Origin of the sequence: Streptomyces sp. NPDC018610, assembly GCF_044391765.1 — a bacterium.
Lineage (GTDB): Bacteria > Actinomycetota > Actinomycetes > Streptomycetales > Streptomycetaceae > Streptomyces.
Window position 1 is genome coordinate 979,527 of the sequence record NZ_JBISAL010000002.1, and the last position, 19,457, is coordinate 998,983.

At 71.4% G+C, this 19,457-nt stretch carries 11 protein-coding genes, 1 tRNA gene and 1 rRNA gene; 1 reads left to right on the top strand and 12 read right to left on the bottom strand.

Annotated features, from left to right (window positions below; genetic code table 11):
• Window positions 1-120 precede the first annotated feature (120 nt).
• From ACH5A8_RS09495 to ACH5A8_RS09535, 9 genes are all read right to left on the bottom strand, one after another.
• Window positions 121-672, bottom strand: coding sequence for a hypothetical protein (locus ACH5A8_RS09495; RefSeq protein ID WP_398999723.1), 552 nt, complete (start codon window positions 670-672; stop codon window positions 121-123).
• Window positions 673-934: 262 nt separating this feature from the next.
• The gene (locus ACH5A8_RS09500) at window positions 935-1,309 is read right to left on the bottom strand and encodes a helix-turn-helix domain-containing protein (protein ID WP_398999725.1); all 375 of its coding nucleotides are present in this window, start codon (window positions 1,307-1,309) and stop codon (window positions 935-937) included.
• A gap of 109 nt (window positions 1,310-1,418) precedes the next feature.
• On the bottom strand, window positions 1,419-1,964 hold the full coding sequence (locus tag ACH5A8_RS09505; protein ID WP_398999727.1) for a CinA family protein: 546 nt from the start codon (window positions 1,962-1,964) through the stop codon (window positions 1,419-1,421).
• Window positions 1,961-2,746, bottom strand: coding sequence for a CDP-diacylglycerol--glycerol-3-phosphate 3-phosphatidyltransferase (pgsA, locus tag ACH5A8_RS09510; RefSeq protein ID WP_398999729.1), 786 nt, complete (start codon window positions 2,744-2,746; stop codon window positions 1,961-1,963). Before pgsA ends, ACH5A8_RS09505 begins: the two co-directional genes overlap by 4 nt.
• A complete protein-coding gene (rimO, locus tag ACH5A8_RS09515; RefSeq protein WP_398999731.1) occupies window positions 2,743-4,215 on the bottom strand; it encodes a 30S ribosomal protein S12 methylthiotransferase RimO in 1,473 nt (490 codons plus the stop codon). The genes pgsA and rimO overlap by 4 nt, the downstream gene beginning before the upstream one ends.
• Window positions 4,216-4,317: 102 nt before the next feature.
• Complete coding sequence (locus ACH5A8_RS09520; protein WP_398999733.1) at window positions 4,318-5,157, bottom strand: RodZ domain-containing protein; 840 nt, start codon at window positions 5,155-5,157, stop codon at window positions 4,318-4,320.
• Between the two features lie 297 nt (window positions 5,158-5,454).
• Window positions 5,455-8,274, bottom strand: a complete 2,820-nt coding sequence (locus tag ACH5A8_RS09525; protein ID WP_398999735.1) for a DNA translocase FtsK — start codon at window positions 8,272-8,274, stop codon at window positions 5,455-5,457.
• 437 nt (window positions 8,275-8,711) lie between these two features.
• On the bottom strand, window positions 8,712-9,395 hold the full coding sequence (locus ACH5A8_RS09530) for a two-component system response regulator (protein WP_398999737.1): 684 nt from the start codon (window positions 9,393-9,395) through the stop codon (window positions 8,712-8,714).
• A 291-nt stretch (window positions 9,396-9,686) separates the two neighbouring features.
• Window positions 9,687-15,239 carry a HAMP domain-containing protein gene (locus tag ACH5A8_RS09535; protein ID WP_398999739.1) on the bottom strand — a complete coding sequence of 1,851 codons (5,553 nt, stop codon included), beginning with the start codon at window positions 15,237-15,239 and terminating at the stop codon, window positions 9,687-9,689.
• A gap of 395 nt (window positions 15,240-15,634) precedes the next feature.
• Here ACH5A8_RS09535 and ACH5A8_RS09540 point away from each other — a divergent pair, with 395 nt between their 5' ends.
• Window positions 15,635-18,391 (top strand): SpoIIE family protein phosphatase, encoded by a 2,757-nt coding sequence (locus ACH5A8_RS09540; protein WP_398999741.1) that lies wholly within the window; start codon window positions 15,635-15,637, stop codon window positions 18,389-18,391.
• A gap of 61 nt (window positions 18,392-18,452) precedes the next feature.
• Here ACH5A8_RS09540 and ACH5A8_RS09545 read toward each other — a convergent pair.
• The 3 genes from ACH5A8_RS09545 to rrf all read right to left on the bottom strand — a co-directional run.
• Window positions 18,453-18,528, bottom strand: a tRNA-Thr gene (locus tag ACH5A8_RS09545).
• 41 nt (window positions 18,529-18,569) lie between these two features.
• On the bottom strand, window positions 18,570-19,274 hold the full coding sequence (locus ACH5A8_RS09550; protein ID WP_398999824.1) for a DegT/DnrJ/EryC1/StrS family aminotransferase: 705 nt from the start codon (window positions 19,272-19,274) through the stop codon (window positions 18,570-18,572).
• 90 nt (window positions 19,275-19,364) lie between these two features.
• Window positions 19,365-19,457, bottom strand: a 5S ribosomal RNA gene (rrf, locus tag ACH5A8_RS09555); the annotation flags it as partial.

Below are 19,457 nucleotides of genomic sequence, written 5' to 3' on the forward strand. Positions count from 1 at the left end.
ACCGTACTGCCACGGGACGCTCCGGGACTCCCACGGGACCGACGAGGGGCGGCGGCTCCGGCGGTCCGACGGCTCCGACAGTTCCGTCGCGGACGGCGCGGACGAGGAGCCCGCCCGTCCTCACGGGAGCCCGGGCTCTCCGTCCGACCGGTCGAGCGGTGTCGCCGCCGCGTTCTCCGTGTTCCCGAACGGCCATCCGCCGCCCTCACCGGACGGCGACCGCCCGCCACGCCCGAAGGGCCACCCGCCCGACTCACCGAACGACGGCCCACCAGCGCCCCCGGGCGCCGGTCCACCCGCGTCCCCGCCCGGCGTCCCGTCGACGCCCGCGTCGGCGCCTGTCTCCGCGTCGGCCGCTGTCTCCGCGTCGGCGTCGCCCTCGGCAAGGGCGATCCCCTCGGCGTCGGCAACCCGCTCGGCGGCCGGGGCCGCACCGGGGCCCGTGCCAACGGTTCCCGTGCCCGCGGCCCCCACGCCCGGCCCCGTCGACGCGGCGGCCTTGGGCACGCAGTGCACGGGCAGCAGGCTGAGCCCCCAGCCACCCGCCGTGATCGCCCCTTCCAGCACGCCCGCGTTCTCGGACAGCAGCAGTCGCAGCACCGCCCACCACCACAACGCGCCGAGCCCCAGGGCGGCGCCCCAGCGCATCGCCGGCCCCGCCGTCGCACTCACGCACCCACCACCTCCAGCCCGACGCTAGAACTCCGCCCTCCCGCGCAGGAGGGCGCACCGGGGTGCGCGGGGCGCTCCACCCGCTCGAGCGCGCCGGCCGAACGCGACCGCGACCCGGCCTCCACCATCACCGCACCGCACCCGACGGGCAAACGCGAAGGAGGCGACGGACAAGCGAAAGCCCCGGCGGACCTCCCCCGGTGGTCTTCCGGAGGAGCCCCGGCCGGGGCTCACGAACGTATGCGTCAGTGCGCGCGGCAGATCACGCCGCGACCACGTCCACCGCTTCGGCGGGCGCCTTGATGGTCACCCGTTCCGGTGGCACACCGGTCACCGACACGGAGCCCAGCATCGGGCGAACCGGCGTGGGCACACCGTCGGTGGCCGCAGCAGACTGGGCCAGCTCGGCGAGGGCGAGCTCGTCGCTCACTTCCCGCATGAGCTCGGACATCCGTACGTCCAGCGCGTCGCAGATCGCGGAGAGCAGCTCGGAGGAAGCCTCCTTCTGCCCCCGCTCCACCTCGGAGAGATAGCCGAGCGAGACTCGGGCGGACGAGGAGACTTCGCGCAGAGTACGGCCCTGGCGCTGGCGCTGCCGACGCAGCACGTCACCCAGCAGGCGACGGAGCAGAATCATCGGTGGCTCCCTCCTCGGACCGCGTAGCCGCATCCTTCACGCCCCACCGTACCGCCTCGCGCTGCGGCCGTGCGGGGAGCGATGTCGTGTTCACTCAGGGCTGCAAACATCAAAACCCCCCGTTCCGTTCCGTATCCTGTGCCCGCTCATTCCCGGTCTGTTCGCCCGCAATCCGCTCCAGAAGCAGTGCGAGTACGCTCCGTACACTCTCCATACGAATTTCCGCCCGGCCGCCGTTCAACCGCAGCTGGGCCGTTTTCCCGTCCCACGAGGCTCCGGCGCCCCTTCCCGAGGGGCCGGCCACGGCCACGAACACCGTCCCGACGGGCTGTCCGTCCTGGGGGTCGGGGCCCGCGACCCCGGTGGTGGCGATGCCCCAGTCCGCACCGAGCGCCTTGCGCACACCCACCGCCATCTCGGCCGCGACCTGCGGATCCACCGCTCCGCGCTGGGCCAGCAGGGTGGCGTCCACACCGAGCAGCCGGTGCTTGAGCTCGGTGGCGTAGGCGGTGACGGAGCCGCGGAAGACCTTGGACGCACCGGGCACCGAGGTGATCTCCGCCGCGACCAGTCCACCGGTCAGGGACTCGGCGACGGCGAGCGTCTCGCCCCTCACCGTGAGTAGTCGCACCACTTCGGTCGCCCGCGAACTCACCCTCGCGACTCCTCCAACGCCGCGCGGCGCTCGGCGATTCCCCGCCGCCGCAGCACGATGGCCTGCCGTACGTAGTCCAGCCCCGTCACCACGGTCAGCACCACGGCGGCGGCCATCACCCAGAAGCGGAGGGTGGCCAGCCAGCCCGTCAGCGCCAGCACGTACATCCCGACGGCGACGCCCTGGGTGAGCGTCTTGAGCTTGCCGCCGCGGCTGGCCGGGATGACGCCGTAGCGGATGACCAGGAAACGCAGCAGGGTGATCCCGAGCTCCCGGCCGAGGATCACGCCGGTCACCCACCAGGGCAGATCGCCGAGGCCGGACAGACAGATCAGCGCTGCGCCCATGATCGCCTTGTCGGCGATCGGGTCGGCGATCTTCCCGAAGTCGGTGACGAGGTCGTACGTCCGCGCCAGGTGGCCGTCGAACAGGTCGGTGATCATGGCGATGGCGAAGGCCGCCCAGGCGACGGAGCGCCACGCCGGGTCGTAGCCGCCGTCCGCCAGCATCAGCGCGACGAAGCCGGGCACCAGGAGCAGCCGCAGCATGGTCAGCAGATTGGCGACGTTCCACACGCTGGCCTGGTTGACGGCGGCGGCCGTGATCTTGCCGCCGCGCGCGGGCCGCCCGCCGTCCTGCCCGTCAGCGGCGCCGACGGCGCCGCCGGTCGCGGACCCGGCGGCGCCGAAGTCACCGGAACCGGGCCGGGCGGCCTCCGGGGCCCCGGCAGCCCGCGGGCCGCCGGGGGAACCGCCCGCCGCGGACGCCGGGACTCCGGTCATCTGCCCGTCTCCTCACTGCACGCGAACGCGCCCGTCAGCGGCTCGGCCACCAGGTCGACACCCTCCGTACCGACCACCTTCGCCTCGACCATACGGCCGACAGCCAGACCCTCGGCGCTGGTGAGCAGCACCTGGCCGTCCGTCTCCGGCGCCTGGTGGGCGGCCCGGCCGAAGACGCCCTCCTCGGCGTCCACGGACTCCACGAGTACCCGCACCGTCTCGCCCAGGCGCTCCTCGGCGCGCTGGGAGACGAGTTCCTCGGCCAGCCGCGAGATGTGCGCGAGCCGCTCGTCGACGACGTCCTGCTCCAGCTTGTCCTCGTACGTCGCGGCCTCCGTGCCCTCCTCGTCGGAGTAGCCGAAGACACCGATGGCGTCCAGCCGGGCGCCGGTCAGGAACCGCTCCAGCTCGGCGAGGTCGGCCTCGGACTCGCCGGGGAAGCCGACGATGAAGTTGGAGCGCACGCCGGCCTGGGGCGCCTTGCCCCGGATGGTGTCGAGCAGCTCCAGGAACCGGTCGGTGTCGCCGAAGCGGCGCATGGCGCGCAGGACGCCGGGCGCGGAGTGCTGGAAGGAGAGGTCGAAGTAGGGCGCGACCTTCGGGGTGGAGGTCAGCACGTCGATGAGGCCGGGGCGCATCTCGGCCGGCTGGAGGTAGCTGACCCGCACCCGCTCGATGCCGTCGACCTCGGCGAGCTCGGGAAGCAGGGACTCCAGCAGGCGGATGTCGCCGAGGTCCTTGCCGTAGGAGGTGTTGTTCTCGGAGACCAGCATGATCTCCTTGACGCCCTGCTCGGCCAGCCACCGCGTCTCGTTGAGCACGTCGCTCGGGCGGCGGGAGATGAAGGAGCCGCGGAAGGACGGGATGGCGCAGAACGAGCAGCGCCGGTCGCAGCCGGAGGCGAGCTTGACGGAGGCGACCGGGGCGCCGTCCAGGCGACGGCGCAGCGGCGCGCGCGGGCCGGAGGCCGGGGCGACGCCCTCGGGAAGGTCGCTGGGGCCGTGCCCCGGCAGGGCGACGGCGGCGCCCGCGTCCTGGCGCTCGGCGGGGCTGATCGGCAGGAGCTTGCGGCGGTCGCGCGGGGTGTGCGCGGCGTGGACGCCGCCGCTGAGGATGGTCTGCAGCCGGTCGGAGATGTCCGCGTAGTCGTCGAAGCCGAGCACGCCGTCGGCCTCGGGAAGGGCTTCGGCGAGCTCCTTGCCGTACCGCTCGGCCATGCAGCCGACGGCGACGACGGCCTGCGTTCTGCCGTGGTCCTTGAGGTCGTTGGCCTCCAGGAGGGCGTCGACGGAGTCCTTCTTGGCGGCTTCCACGAAGCCACAGGTGTTGACCACGGCGACGTCCGCGTCCGCGGCGTCCTCCACGAGCTGCCAGCCGTCCGCCTCCAAACGGCCTGCGAGCTCCTCGGAGTCCACCTCGTTACGGGCGCAGCCGAGAGTGACGAGTGCGACGGTACGGCGTTCAGGCATGGGCTCAAGACTACTTCGTCTCCGCGACGGCCCATGTCGAAGGGGTTGGCCGATCTCGGCCAACCCCTTCTCCGTCCGCCCTCTCGGGCCCCTGTTCACGGGCTATCCGACCTGCGGATCACCCTTCGTGTACGTGAGGCGTTCCACTGCGCCAGGCTGGAACTGGTCCTCGATCTTCTTGCCGTTGACGTAGAGCTCGATGGCGCCCGCGTCACCGAGGATCAGGTTGATCTTGGTGTTGTCCTGGAAGGTCTTGGACTCGCCCTTGCCGAGAAGCCCGTCGAAGAGCATGCGGCCGTTGTGGTCCTTGGCGGAGATCCAGCTGCGCCCGTTCGGCGCGCTGACCTGGACGGTCACCTTGTCCTGGGGCGCGGCCGCGATGGCGCTGTCGGAGGGGGCGGGCTTGGGGTCGGCGGGCTTGCTGCTCTTGGGCCGGGGCGCGGCGGACGTGGCGGCGCCGGGGGTGGGGCCCTCGGCGACCTGGGTCTTGTCGGAGCTGTCGCCGCCGCCTTTGACGGCGGTGAAGCCGACGAAGCCGATGACGACGACGATGGCGGCGACCATGGCCGCGGTCCAGTTGGGTCCGCGGCGCTCGGGGCGGATGCGTTCCGCCTCGAAGAGGGGCGCCGCCGGGGTGGGGGCGGGCCGTCCGCCGTGCTCGTCGGCGTACTGGGCGAGCAGCGGGGCGGGGTCGAGGTGGACGGCGCGGGCCAGGGTCCGGATGTGTCCGCGGGCGTAGACGTCGCCGCCGCACGGGGCGAAGTCGTCGGCCTCGATGGCGTGCACGATGGCGACACGGACGCGGGTGGCGGTACTGATCTCGTCGACGGTGAGGCCGGCGGCGAGCCGCGCGTCCTTCAGGACACGGCCGACGGAGGGGCGGGCTTCCTCGGAAACGTCTTCGAACGGACGCTCGTCTTCAGGGGAGTTGCCGATGGACACGGGGGCGCCTTTCGAGCGTGTAGCCGCCTGTGCTGGACATTCAGTCTAGGGGTGTGCCAAAGGGTGGAGCGACCCGGCGGTACGACTTTGTACGCCATCGGAATGGCCGGTCGATCCGATGGCGGGGCAGGTGCGAAACCCGTGGTGGGGCCCCTTGCGGGACCCGCGCCGGGGCTCTTGCCCAACTTGACGTGCGCACGGGCGAAAGGGTTGCCCACCGGCGGCTAACGGGTGGATCACGAAGCTCTCCCTCCCGCTGTCCACGGCGGGCGGATCCGCCGGAGCGACCCTTTGCGCCTACCCCTCGGACTCTCCCCGAATCACCGCCAGAACACCGTCCAGGTCGTCGGGCTTCACGAGAACGTCACGCGCCTTGGAGCCCTCGCTGGGGCCGACGATGTTCCGCGACTCCATCAGGTCCATGAGCCGGCCGGCCTTGGCGAAGCCGACGCGCAGCTTGCGCTGCAGCATGGACGTCGACCCGAACTGTGTGGAGACGACCAGCTCGGCCGCCTGGCACAGCAGGTCGAGGTCGTCGCCGATGTCCTCGTCGATCTCCTTCTTCTGCTTGGTGCCGACCGTGACGTCCTCGCGGAAGACGGGCGCCATCTGGTCCTTGCAGTGCCGGACGACGGCGGCGACCTCGTCCTCGGTGACGAAGGCGCCCTGCATACGGGTCGGCTTGCTCGCGCCCATCGGCAGGAACAGTCCGTCGCCCTTGCCGATCAGCTTCTCGGCGCCGGGCTGGTCGAGGATGACCCGGCTGTCGGCGAGCGAGGAGGTGGCGAAGGCGAGCCGGGAGGGCACGTTCGCCTTGATCAGGCCGGTGACGACGTCGACCGAGGGGCGCTGCGTGGCGAGCACCAGATGGATGCCGGCGGCGCGGGCTAGCTGGGTGATGCGCACGATCGCGTCCTCGACGTCGCGCGGCGCGACCATCATCAGGTCGGCCAGCTCGTCGACGATGACCAGCAGGTACGGGTAGGGCTGCAGCTCGCGTTCGCTGCCCTCGGGCGACTTCGCCTTGCCGCTGCGGACGGCGGCGTTGAAGTCGTCGATGTGCCGGAAGCCGTACGCGGCGAGGTCGTCGTACCTGAGGTCCATCTCGCGCACCACCCACTGCAGCGCCTCGGCGGCCCGCTTGGGGTTGGTGATGATCGGCGTGATCAGGTGCGGGATGCCCTCGTACGCGGTCAGCTCGACCCGCTTGGGGTCGACGAGGACCATGCGGACGTCCTCCGGCGTCGCCCGCATCATGATCGAGGTGATCAGGCAGTTGATGCAGGACGACTTGCCGGAGCCGGTGGCGCCGGCGACCAGGATGTGCGGCATCTTCGCGATGTTGGCCATCACGTAGCCGCCCTCGACGTCCTTGCCGAGCGCCACCAGCATCGGGTGGTCGTCCTCGGCGGCCGCGGCCAGGCGCAGCACGTCGCCGAGGTTGACCATCTCCCGGTCGGTGTTGGGGATCTCGATGCCGACCGCGGACTTGCCGGGGATCGGGCTGATGATCCGCACGTCCGGACTGGCGACGGCGTAGGCGATGTTCTTCGTCAGCGCGGTGATGCGCTCCACCTTCACGGCGGGCCCGAGTTCGACCTCGTAGCGGGTGACCGTCGGACCGCGGGTGAAGCCGGTGACGCGGGCGTCGACCTTGAACTCGGTGAAGACGGTGGTGAGCGATTCGACGATCGCGTCGTTGGCGGCGCTGCGCGCCTTGCCGGGGCCGCCGCGCTCCAGCAGGTCCAGCACGGGCAGGGAGTAGGTGATGTCGCCGGACAGCTGGAGCTGTTCGGCGCGCGCGGGCAGTTCGCGGGTCTCGGCGGGCGGGCTCTTGGTGAGGTCGGGGACGCCGGCGGTCGGCTCCTGCCGTGCGGGGCGGGGAGCCGGCGCCTCCGGCGCGGTCCTCGCCGCCGGGGCGTCCCGCTCGGGGCGCGCGGCCGGGACCGGAGCCGGGCTCGGGGTCGCGGTCGGGGTCAGGGGTCCGGCCGCGGTCGGGGTCTCGGCGTGGTCGCCCGCGCTGACGCCCTGGGTGAGGTCCGCGACGACCGGGGAGGGCGGCATGCCGTGCAGGACGGCGCCGTCGAGCGCGGCGGCCGCGGCCGCGGCGACGTCCACGGCGTCCATCCGCTGGTCCATGTCGGGCTGCGGCACGGCGGAGCGGCGGGGCCGTCCGCGGCGCTTGGACAGCGCCTCCTGCTCGGCGCCGTCGGGGTCGTAGGCCTGGGGGGCGCCCTGGCGCTTGCGGGGGCGCGCGGGGAGCGCCTCGCGCCACTGTTCGTCGTACCGCGCGTCGTCCTCGGTGTACTCGGCGAACTCGTCGTCCTCCGGTTCCGGCAGCAGGCCGAGCCTGACACCGAGCAGCCGCAGCCGCTGCGGGATGGCGTTGACCGGTGTGGCGGTGACGACCAGCAGGCCGAAGACGGTGAGCAGCACCAGCAGCGGTACGGCCAGCACCTCGCCCATCGCGTACGTCAGCGGGGTGGCCGCGCCCCAGCCGATGAGGCCGCCGGCGTCCCTTATCGCCTGCATGCCGTCGCTGCGGGCCGGTGAGCCGCAGGCGATGTGCACCTGGCCGAGGACGCCGAGGACGAGCGCGGACAGGCCGATGACGATACGGCCGTTGGCCTCGGGCTTCTCGGGGTGCCGGATGAAGCGGACGGCGATGATCCCGACCAGGATCGGGACGAGCAGGTCCAGCCGCCCGAAGGCCCCGGTCACCAGGATCTCCACCAGGTCGCCGACCGGCCCGCGCAGATCGGCCCAGGTGCCGGCGGCGGCGATCAGGGCGACGGCGAGCAGCAGCAGGGCGACGCCGTCCTTGCGGTGTGCGGGGTCCAGGTTCCTGGCGCCCTGCCCTATGCCGCGGAACACGGCGCCGACGGCGTGCGCCAGCCCCAGCCACAGGGCGCGCACCACTCGGTACACGCCCCCGGTGGGATTCGGCGCGGGCCGGGGCGCGGGTCTGGTCGCCACGACCTTCTTCGCGGGCGCCTTCCTGGCCGGGGCCTTCTTGGCGGGGACCCTTTTCGCGGCGGCCTTCTTCGCCGGAGCCTTGATGGGAGCGGCCGCCTTCTTGGCGGGCTGCTTCTTGGCTGCGGAGGGACGTGAGGCCATAGGTGTGAGATTACCGGTGTGGGCCACGCCGGACACGTGTGCCCACGGCTTCACCCGTTCGTGTCGTGCCGACGGGAACGGTGAGCTGACGTCGGCTCATGCTCGGTTCTCCGGACGGCGGATCACCCCCCGGCTCCCCTCCCCCTCGCTCATCGCGAGCCGCGATCGGCGGATTCGGACCGGGCGTCACGGCCTTTCAGGGCCGAACAAGGCCTTCCCGTCCCCGAACCCGGCGCGGAGCGACCCGTCATGACGCCGCCGGGCCCACGCCCCGCCCGGCCACCGGGCTGTTCGCCCTTCGGCACGCCCTTCACTCCGTGGCTCGGGCCCACGACCGTCTCACCGCCCGAGCCCGCCCGGTCCATCGCCGCGGCACCCACCGCCCGAGTCCCGGCCCGCCGGACACCCGGGCCCCGCAGGGCATTCGGTCCTTGGCCTCAGCCCTGGGCGGGCAGGGAGGAAGCGCTGCCCGTCCCCGGTTCCAGCGCGTCCAGGGCCCGGCGCAGACCGGTCAGCTTGCGCTCCAGATGGGCGGCCGTGGCGACCGCCGCCGCGTCGGCGGACTCGTCGTCCAGCTGCTTGGAGAGCGCCTCGGCCTGCTCCTCGACGGCGGCCAGGCGGGCGGACAGCTCGGCGAGCAGGCCGGCCGATTCCTTGCCGTCGCCCGCCCCGCTCTCCCTGCCGCCGCCCTCCAGCTGGAGGCGCAGCAGAGCGGCCTGCTCCTTGAGCTGGCAGTTCTTCATGTACAGGTCGACGAAGACCGAGACCTTCGCTCGCAGCACCCATGGGTCGAACGGCTTGGAGATGTAGTCGACCGCCCCCGCCGCGTAGCCGCGGAAGGTGTGGTGCGGGCCGTGGTTGATCGCGGTGAGGAAGATGATCGGGATGTCCCGGGTCCTCTCCCGCCGCTTGATGTGCGCGGCCGTCTCGAACCCGTCCATGCCCGGCATCTGAACGTCCAGCAGGATGACCGCGAAGTCGTCCGTGAGCAGCGCTTTGAGCGCTTCCTCCCCGGAGGATGCCCGCACCAGCGTCTGATCGAGCGCGGAGAGGATGGCCTCCAGCGCCAGCAGATTCTCCGGCCGGTCATCGACCAGGAGGATCTTGGCCTTCTGCACCATGGCCCGCCCTCCTCGCCCCGGCTTGGGGCCGCCCCTGTCCGCAGGAACCGGGGAGGCACCGGCGGGTGCCGCCCCAGGGGACGACTCCCGTGAGCCGCCCGTCCTTGTGCCGGTCATCGTAGCCGCACCCCGCCCGTCGCCACACCCTGTCACCGCGATGTCACTGTGCACGTAGCGGAAACGCGGCGGGAGACCAGAAGGTTCCCCGATTCCCGCACTTCTACACGGCTTCGGGCACCCGGAGTCAACAACTCCGCTCGCATCCCGAAGGTTCCCGCCGTCGCACTCCCGTCACTCGCCCCGCATCCACTGCTCCATCACGGTCAGCAGGTGGTCGGGGTCGACCGGCTTGGTCACGTAGTCGGAGGCGCCCGACCCGATGGCCTTCTCCCGGTCGCCCTTCATCGCCTTAGCGGTCAGCGCGATGATCGGCAGCCCGGCGAACTGCGGCATCCTGCGGATCGCCGTCGTCGTCGCATAGCCGTCCATCTCGGGCATCATGATGTCCATCAGGACGACCGCCACGTCGTCGTGCTGCTCCAGCACCTCGATGCCCTCGCGGCCGTTCTCGGCGTACAGCACCGACAGGCCGTGCTGCTCCAGGACGCTGGTCAGCGCGAAGACGTTGCGGATGTCGTCGTCGACGATGAGCACCTTCTCGCCGCCGAATCGGATGTCCCGGTGCCCCTGCGCCTTCTCCGCCTCGGCGGCCGACGCGGCCGCGCCCGCCGGCCGCGGCCCCTGCTCCTGCCGCGGCCGGCCGGAGCGCTGCTCACCGGCCTCGGACCCGGCGGGCAGCGCCCGGCGGCGACGGCGGAACAGCGCGGCCGCCCCGTTCTGCGTCTCCTGGTACGACTTCACCTCGGCCGGCGTCTCGACCTCCGCGGCCGACAGCTCCGACAGGCCCGACAGACCGGGCAGCTCGGACATGTGCGGCTCGGCGGCGGCGACCAGCTCGTCGGCGTCGAGCGCGGACGCGGGCTGCTGGTAGCCGTGCGGCGGCAGCTCGCCCGGGTGCAGCGGCAGGTACAGCGTGAACGTCGAGCCGCGGCCCGGTTCGCTCTGCGCGTGGATCTCGCCGCCCAGCAGCTGGGCGATCTCCCGGGAGATGGACAGCCCGAGGCCCGTACCGCCGTACTTGCGGCTGGTGGTGCCGTCGGCCTGCTTGAACGCCTCGAAGATGACCCGCATCTTGCTGGCCGCGATGCCGATGCCGGTGTCGGTGACGGAGAACGCGATCATGTCCGCCTCCGGGTCGGTCAGCGATCCCGCCTCCAGCAACTGCTCCCGGATCGCCTGCGGGACGTCGTCCCGCGCGGGACGGATCACCAGCTCCACCGACCCGGAGTCGGTGAACTTGACCGCGTTGGACAGCAGGTTGCGCAGCACCTGCAGCAGCCGCTGCTCGTCGGTGTGCAGCGTCGCCGGCAGCTCCGGGGAGACCCGCACCGACAGGTCCAGACCCTTCTCCGCGGTCAGCGGCCGGAAGGTGGCCTCCACGTAGTCGATCAGCTGGACGAGGGCGATGCGCGTCGGGGAGACGTCCATCTTGCCCGCCTCGACCTTCGACAGGTCCAGGATGTCGTTGATCAGCTGGAGCAGGTCGGAGCCCGCGCCGTGGATCGTCTCGGCGAACTCCACCTGCTTCGGGGAAAGGTTCCCCTCCGCGTTGTCGGCGAGCAACTTGGCGAGGATCAGCAGGGAGTTCAGCGGCGTGCGCAGCTCGTGCGACATGTTGGCCAGGAACTCGCTGCGGTAGCGCATGGAGACCGCGAGCTGCTCGGCGCGCTCCTCCAGGACCTGCCGCGCTTCCTCGATCTCGGAGTTCTTCGCCTCGATGTCCCGGTTCTGCTGGGCCAACAGCTCGGCCTTCTCCTCCAGTTCGGCGTTGGACGCCTGCAACGCCTTCTGCCGCTGCTCCAACTCCTCCGACCTCAGGCGCAGTTGCTCGGTCAGCTCCTGGGACTGCTTCAGCAGCTGCTCGGTCTTGGTGTTGACGGAGATGGTGTTGACGCTGGTCGCGATCATCTCCGCGATCTGGTTCAGGAAGTCCTTCTGGATCTGCGTGAACGGCGTGAACGAGGCCAGCTCGATGACGCCGAGGACCTTCCCCTCGAACAGCACCGGCAGCACGATCACCTGGGCGGGCGGCGCCTCGCCGAGCCCGGAGGCGATCTTCAGATAGCCGCTGGGCGCGTCCGTGACGAGGATCGTGCGCTTCTCCTGGGCGGCCGTCCCGATCAGCGCCTCACCCGGCCGGAACGACGTCGGCATGGAGCCCATCGAGTAGCCGTAGGAGCCCAGCATCCGCAGCTCGTACGCGTTGTCCGGGTCGCCGCCGAGGTCCTTGCCGTCGCTCGGGGCCAGGGCCACGAAGAACGCGCCGTGCTGTGCCGAGACCACCGGCGTCAGCTCGCTCATGATCAGCGAGGCCACGTCCTGGAGGTCCCGGCGGCCCTGCATCAGCGCCGAGATGCGGGCCAGGTTGCCCTTGAGCCAGTCCTGCTCCTTGTTGGCGATCGTGGTGTCGCGCAGGTTGGCGATCATCTTGTTGATGTAGTCCTGCAGTTCCTGGATCTCGCCGGAGGCGTCCACGTCGATCTTCAGGTTCAGGTCGCCGCGGGTCACCGCGGTCGCCACGCGCGCGATGGCGCGCACCTGCCGGGTCAGGTTCCCGGCCATCTCGTTCACCGACTCGGTCAGGTCCCGCCAGGTGCCGTCCACGTCCCGCACCCGCGCCTGACCGCCGAGCTGCCCCTCGGTGCCCACCTCGCGGGCGACCCGGGTGACCTCCTCGGCGAAGCTGGACAGCTGGTCGACCATCGTGTTGATGGTCGTCTTCAGCTCCAGGATCTCCCCGCGCGCGTCGATGTCGATCTTCTTGGTCAGATCGCCCTTGGCGATGGCGGTGGTGACCATGGCGATGTTGCGCACCTGACCGGTCAGGTTGGACGCCATCTGGTTCACCGACTCGGTGAGGTCCTTCCAGGTGCCGGCCACGCCCGGGACGTACGCCTGCCCGCCCAGGATGCCGTCCGTGCCCACCTCGCGGGCCACCTTGGTGACCTGGTCGGCGAACGAACTCAGCGTCTTGACCATGGTGTTGAAGGTGTCGGCGAGCTGCGCGACCTCGCCGCGCGCCTCGATCGTCACCGTCCGCGTCAGGTCGCCGTTCGCGACGGCCGCCGCCACCTGGGAGATGTTGCGCACCTGCATGGTCAGGTTGTTGGCCATCAGGTTGACGTTGTCGCTGAGGTCCTTCCAGATGCCGACCACGCCGGGCACGTGCGCCTGGCCGCCCAGGATGCCCTCCGTGCCCACCTCACGGGCCACCCGCGTGACCTGCTCGGCGAACGAGGACAGCTGGTCCACCATCGTGTTGACGGTGGTGACGAGCTCCAGGATCTCGCCCTTGGCGTCGACGGTGATCTTCTTCGACAGGTCGCCCTTGGCGACGGCGGTCGTGACCTCGGCGATGTTGCGAACCTGGATGGTCAGGTTGTTCGCCATGAAGTTCACGGACTGCGTGAGGTCCTTCCAGGTGCCGGCCACCCCCTGCACCTCGGCCTGGCCGCCCAGGATGCCCTCCGTGCCCACCTCGCGGGCCACCCGCGTGACCTCCTGGGCGAACGAGGACAGCTGGTCCACCATCGTGTTGAGGGTGTTCTTCAGCTCCTGGATCTCCCCGCGCGCGTCCACGGTGATCTTCTGGGAGAGGTCGCCGCGCGCCACGGCGGTGGCGACCTGGGCGATGTTGCGCACCTGCGAGGTGAGGTTGCCGGCCATGCCGTTCACCGAGTCGGTCAGGTCGCGCCACACACCGGCCACGCCGGGCACCTGCGCCTGGCCGCCGAGCCGGCCCTCCGTGCCCACCTCGCGCGCCACCTTGGTGACCTGGTCGGCGAAGGCGGAGAGCTGGTCGACCATCGTGTTGATGGTGTTCTTCAGCTCCAGGATCTCCCCGCGCGCGTCCACGTCGATCTTCTGCGACAGGTCGCCGCGCGCCACCGCCGTCGTCACCTGCGCGATGTTCCTCACCTGACCGGTGAGATTGGACGCCATGGAGTTGACGGAGTCGGTCAGCTCCTTCCAGGTGCCCGACACGCCGTCCACGCGCGCCTGCCCGCCGAGCCGCCCCTCGGTGCCCACGTCACGGGCCATCCGCGTCACCTGGTCGGCGAACGACGACAGCTGGTCGACCATCGTGTTCACGGTGTTCTTCAGCTGGAGCATCTCGCCGGAGACGTCCACGGTGACCTTCTGCGACAGGTCGCCGTTGGCCACCGCCGTCGTCACCTGCGCGATGTTCCTCACCTGACCGGTGAGATTGCGGAACGCCGTGTTGACGGAGTCCGTGAGGTCCTTCCAGGTGCCCGCCGCGCCCGGCACCTGCGCCTGGCCGCCCAGCTCGCCCTCGACGCCGATCTCCCGCGCCACCCGCGTGACCTCGGCGCCGAACGCGGAGAGCTGGTCCACCATGCCGTTGACGGTGTTCTTCAGCTCCAGCATCTCGCCGGCCACGTCGACCGTGACCTTCTGCGAGAGGTCACCACTGGCCACGGCCGTGGTCACCGCCGCGATGTCCCTCACCTGAGTGGTGAGGTTGCGGAACACCGTGTTGACGGAGTCCGTGAGGTCCTTCCACGTCCCGGCCACACCGGGCACGTTCGCCTGCCCGCCGAGCCGGCCCTCCGCGCCGACCTCGTTGGCCACACGCGTGACCTCGTCCGCGAAGATGCGCAGCGTCTCGGTCATCTGGTTGATCGTCTCGGCCAGCCGCGCGACCTCGCCGCGCGCCGGGACGGTCACCTTCTGCGACAGGTCGCCGTTGGCGACGGCCGTGGTGACCTGCGCGATACCGCGCACCTGGGCCGTCAGATTGCCGGCCATCAGGTTCACCGAGTCGGTGAGTTCCTTCCAGGTGCCGTCCACCCCCGGCACATGCGCCTGGCCGCCCAGAATGCCGTCGGTGCCCACCTCGCGGGCCACCCGCGTCACCTCGGAGGAGAACGCGGAGAGCTGGTCGACCATCGTGTTGACGGTGTTCTTCAGCTCCAGCATCTCGCCGGCGACGTGCACGGTGACCTTGCGCGACAGGTCGCCCTTGGCCACGGCCGTCGTCACCAGGGCGATGTCCCGCACCTGAGCGGTCAGCCGGGACGCCATCGTGTTGACGGAGTCCGTGAGGTCCTTCCAGGACCCGGACAGACCGCGCACCCGCGCCTGCCCGCCCAGCTTCCCCTCGGTGCCCACCTCACTGGCCACCCGGGTGACCTCGTCGGTGAACGTCGACAACTGGTCGACCAGGTTGTTGACCGTCCGCCCGACCTTCAGGAACTCGCCCCGCAGCGGATGGCCCGCCCCCTCGGCCGCCTGCGTGCGCAGCTCCATGCGCGGCGAGAGATCACCCTCGGCGACCGCCGACAGCACCCGCCCGACCTCGGAGACGGGCCGTACGAGGTCGTCGACGAGGGCGTTGGAGTTCTCGATCGCCGCCGCCCAGGAACCCTCGCAGGCGCCCGTCTCCAGCCGCTCGGTGAGCTTCCCCTCACGCCCCACCATGCGCCGCACCCGCGACAGCTCGCCCGTCAGATGCAGATTGCGGTCGGCCACCTCGTTGAAGACGGCGGCGATCTCCGACATCACGCCGTCCCCGGACACCGTCAGGCGCTTGCGGAAGTTGCCGTCCCGCATGCCCACCAGAGCGGCCAGCAGCCGGTTCAGGGCGGCCGTGTCGACCACGGTCGTCCCCCCTCGTGGCGTGCGCCGACCGCTCAGGGACTGCCCGGACTGTCCGCCTTTCGCGCGCGTCTTCGTGCCCCGCGTCGCTGCGCCAGACTCCACTGTGTCCCTCCCGCAGGGGTCGACCGTTACTGCTGTGCTTGCGGCACTACCGTTCGTAGTACCTACTGATCGGCGTATCAGTTACCGCCGCGTACATCTGCCCGATGCGACCAGGCCACACGAAAGAGCTGCTGCCCCGCACGCGAGGAACCCACTCGGCCCGACCGCACCGCCACCATGACCCTGCCCAGTGTTTCACCCCCACCGAACCAGGCCATAACAGTTCGGCAGCTTCGCACACCGTCCGCACACCCTCCGGGCGAAATCACCGATGACCGGCATCCGCACGGGCGGCGAAGGTAAGTAACCTTGCATGCGGCTGTCCAGCCGCGCCGGTCCGTCCGGCCTGGGCGGTGGCACGGAAACGAGCGGGCATCGGAGGGCGGCCGCACACAATGACCACCGGAGTGATCCCCGGGGGACAGCCCCCGGAGCCGCGGCCGCAGGGCCCGCAGCTGCCGGAGCAGCGCAGCGAGCCGGCCGGCCCCGAGGCCCTGCCTGTCGACAACCGGACGAGGAGTTCTGTGATCACCGCGCGCGCGGCCGCCAGTTTCGAGCCCCTGGGGCGATCGGTCGCGACCGCCCGCTCCTTCGTCCGCGACACCCTCCAGGGGTGGGGCTTCGGTGACATCGTCGACGACGCCGTGGTCCTCACCAGCGAACTGGTCACCAACGCCGTCGTCCACGCCGGCACCGCCGCCGACGTCCTGTGCCTGCGCAGTGACGACGGGGTGCGCATCGAGGTCTGCGACCGCTATCCCGAACGCGAGATCCCGCTGCAGGGCTCGGCCGTCGACATGGGCAGCCCCGACCGCGAGGGCGGCCGCGGACTGCAGCTGTGCGCGGCCCTGGCCGGCCGCTGGGGCGTGGAGTACACGCCCACGCACAAGATGGTCTGGTTCCAGCTGGCCCTGCCCGAACGCCCGGTCGGCACCCGGGCCGCCGGCCCCGCCCTGCCCGTCGAGCTCCTCCCCCTGGCCGACGGCCGGGTCCGCGTCGCCGTCGTCCAGATCGACCGCGGCGGCACGATCACGTCCTGGAACGAGGACGCCGAGGAACTGTTCGGCTACGCCCCCGAACTGGTCACCGGCAAGCCGCTGGCGGACCTGGCCGCCTGGCCGCACACGCCGGGCACCGGCACCGGCATCGCCGAAGCCCTCCGGCTCTCCCGCTGGGAGGGCAGCTACGGCATTCGCGGCGCCCACGGCCGCGTCATCCCCGTCTACGCCTCCCACCTGCGCGTCCGTGACACCGGCGGCGAGCCCTCGACCGTCTGCCTGCTGGTGCGCGATCACGAACGCGCCGTTCTGCAGACCCCGCTGCGGGTCCCGGCGAGCGGCGACACGGGATCCGGAGCGGACGGCTCCAGCACCGACCCGTTCGAGGTCTTCATCGGCTCCCCCGCCCCCGACGACCTCGACGGGCTGCTCCAGCGCACCGTGGAGCGCGCCCGCGACATGCTCGACGGCGACGCCGCCTTCCTGCTGCTGGCCACCGACGACGAGACCGAACTGGAGGTCCGCGCCTCCACCGGCCTGCCCTCCGCCCGCCAGCGCTTCGCCCGCGTCCCCGTCGAGGCCGGCCCCGGACGCTACGGCTCGGCCCGCATGCCGGCCGTCCACGACGACCTCACCGCCACTCCCGCCGCCGTCCCCCTGCTCGGCGGCACCGGCATGCGCTCGGTCGTCACGGTCCCGCTGAAGGTCGAGGGCCGCCTCACCGGCTCCCTCGGCGTCGCCGCCGAGGCCGCCGGCAGATACTCCAACGAGGAGGCGCTGCGCCTGCAGTTCGCCGCCGACCGCATCGCCCTGGCCGTGGAGTCGGCCCGCCTGGGCGAGCTGGAGCGGCTGCGCCGCGGCTCGCTCAGCTTCCTCGTCGAGGCCTCCGACCTGCTGGCCGGCACCCTGGACCGCGACCAGACCCTCGCCCTGATGGCACAGATGACGGTCCCGACCCTCGCCACCTGGTGCGCCGTGTACACGATCGCCGACCAGGCCTCCGAGCCCTACCTCTCCTACGTCCTGCACGAGGACGAGGACCTCATCGACGGCATCAAGTCCCTGCTGTCGAAGATCGCCCCGCCCGACCCGGTGCCGACGCCCGGCGCACGCGTGTGGTCCGCCCCCGGGGAGGCCGCCCACCAGGCCGCCCTGCGCAGTTCCATGCGCAGCCTCAGCCTCGGCGACTCGCACCACCGGATCGGCAGCACCATCGGCCCGACCCTCGCCACCGCCGCCGCGGTGGGCGGCGAGACGGTCGTCCTGCCCCTGGTCGCCCGCAACCGCGTCATCGGCATGCTGACCCTCGGCAAGCCCACCGACGACCACTTCCGCCAGGAGATCCTGGAACTGGCCGAGGACCTGTCCCGCCGGGCCGCGCTCGCCCTGGACAACGCCCGCCTGTACTCGGAGCGCACGGCCATCAGCCAGTCCCTCCAGCGCAGCCTGCTGCCGCCCGGCCTGCCGCACATCGACGGCGTCGAGGTCGACGTCATCTACCGCGCGGCCGGCGAGGGCAACGAGGTCGGAGGCGACTTCTACGACCTCTTCCCCATCCGCGACGGCGCCTACGGCTTCGCCATCGGCGACGTCTGCGGCACGGGCCCGGAGGCGGCGGCCGTCACGGGCCTGGCCCGCCACGCGCTCAGGCTCCTGGCCCGCGAGGGCTACGGCGGCCCGGCCGTGCTGGAGCGTCTCAACTCCGCGATCCTGGACGAAGGAGCGCGCAGCCGCTTCCTCACGCTCCTGTACGGCGAGCTGTGGCCGCAGGAGGACGGCAGCGCCCATCTGAAGGTGGTCTGCGCCGGACATCCGCTGCCGCTGCGCCTGCGCCAGGACGGCTCGGTGGAGCCGGCCGCCGAACCGCAGCCGCTCCTCGGCGTCATGGAGGACCTGGAGCTGTACGAGCAGTCGGTGGTCCTGGAGCCGGGCGACGTCCTGCTGTGCGTCACGGACGGCGTCACCGAGCGCCGCGAGGGCACGCGCATGCTGGGCGACGACGGCCTCGCCGACGTCCTCACCACGTGTACGGGTCTGACGGCGGGCGCGGTCGCGGCCCGCATCATGCGGGCGGTGGAGCGCTTCGCGTCGGACGCGCCGTCCGACGACATGGCGATCCTGGCGATGCGGGTGCCGGAGCTGCCCAAGGAGTGAGCCCGGCGGCTGCGTCCGGGAATGCGAAAGGCCCCGCCCGGAAGGGCGGGGCCTTTTCAGCTGGAGCCCCCAAACGGAATCGAACCGTTGACCTTCTCCTTACCATGGAGACGCTCTGCCGACTGAGCTATAGGGGCCTGTCGCCTTTTCGAGGTTTCCCTCGCGGCGACGGAATAGATCATACCCCGAATCCGGCCGTGCTCCCAACCACGATCGGTCCACCGAGCGCGTTGCACGCCGAGACGATCCGCTGCATCTCCCTCCGCGTCAACGACGGGTCCACGGGCAGCGCGAGCGTCTCCCCCGCGGCCCGCTCGGTCTCCGGCAGCGACACGCAGCGGCGGAACGCGGGCAACCGGTGCACCGGCGTCTTGACCGGCACCCGGCAGTCGACTCCCCTGGCCCGGACGGCGCGTGCGAAGGCGTCGCGGTCCGGCCGGCCGTTGCCCGGCACCCGCACCACGTACTGCTGGTAGGTGTGCCCGGCGCCGCCGTCGGGCGTGCGCACTCCGCGCAGTCTCGCGTCCAGGTAGGCGGCCCGCTCCCGCCGCCGCGCCAACTCGTCGTACGGCGCGGCGGACTCGCCGTGTTCCAGCACCAGCAGCCCGTGCCGCCGTCCCGCCTCGTGCAGTCCCCCCACATCAGCCGACCGCCCGAAGCGGTGTACGACAACGACGGCCGCCGTGCGGGGGGTTACGGCCGCTTCGACCGCCGGGGCGTCCAGGCAGTACGTCACCGGGTCTATGTCGGCGAACACCGGAAGCGCGCCGGCCCGTATCACCGCTTCGGCGACTTCCACATTGCCGAACGCCGGTACGACGACCTCGTCACCGGCTCCGACGCCGGCGGCCCTGAGTAGTGCAGCAGTACCCATGGCACCGATGCTCGTAGCGCAACGTGAACTTCAAGTGACGGCAAACAAAAAAGGGTTGGACCCGGAACCTAAGTTCGGGGTCCAACCCTTTGAAGAATTGTTCGGCGGTGTCCTACTCTCCCACAGGGTCCCCCCTGCAGTACCATCGGCGCTGTAAGGCTTAGCTTCCGGGTTCGGAATGTAACCGGGCGT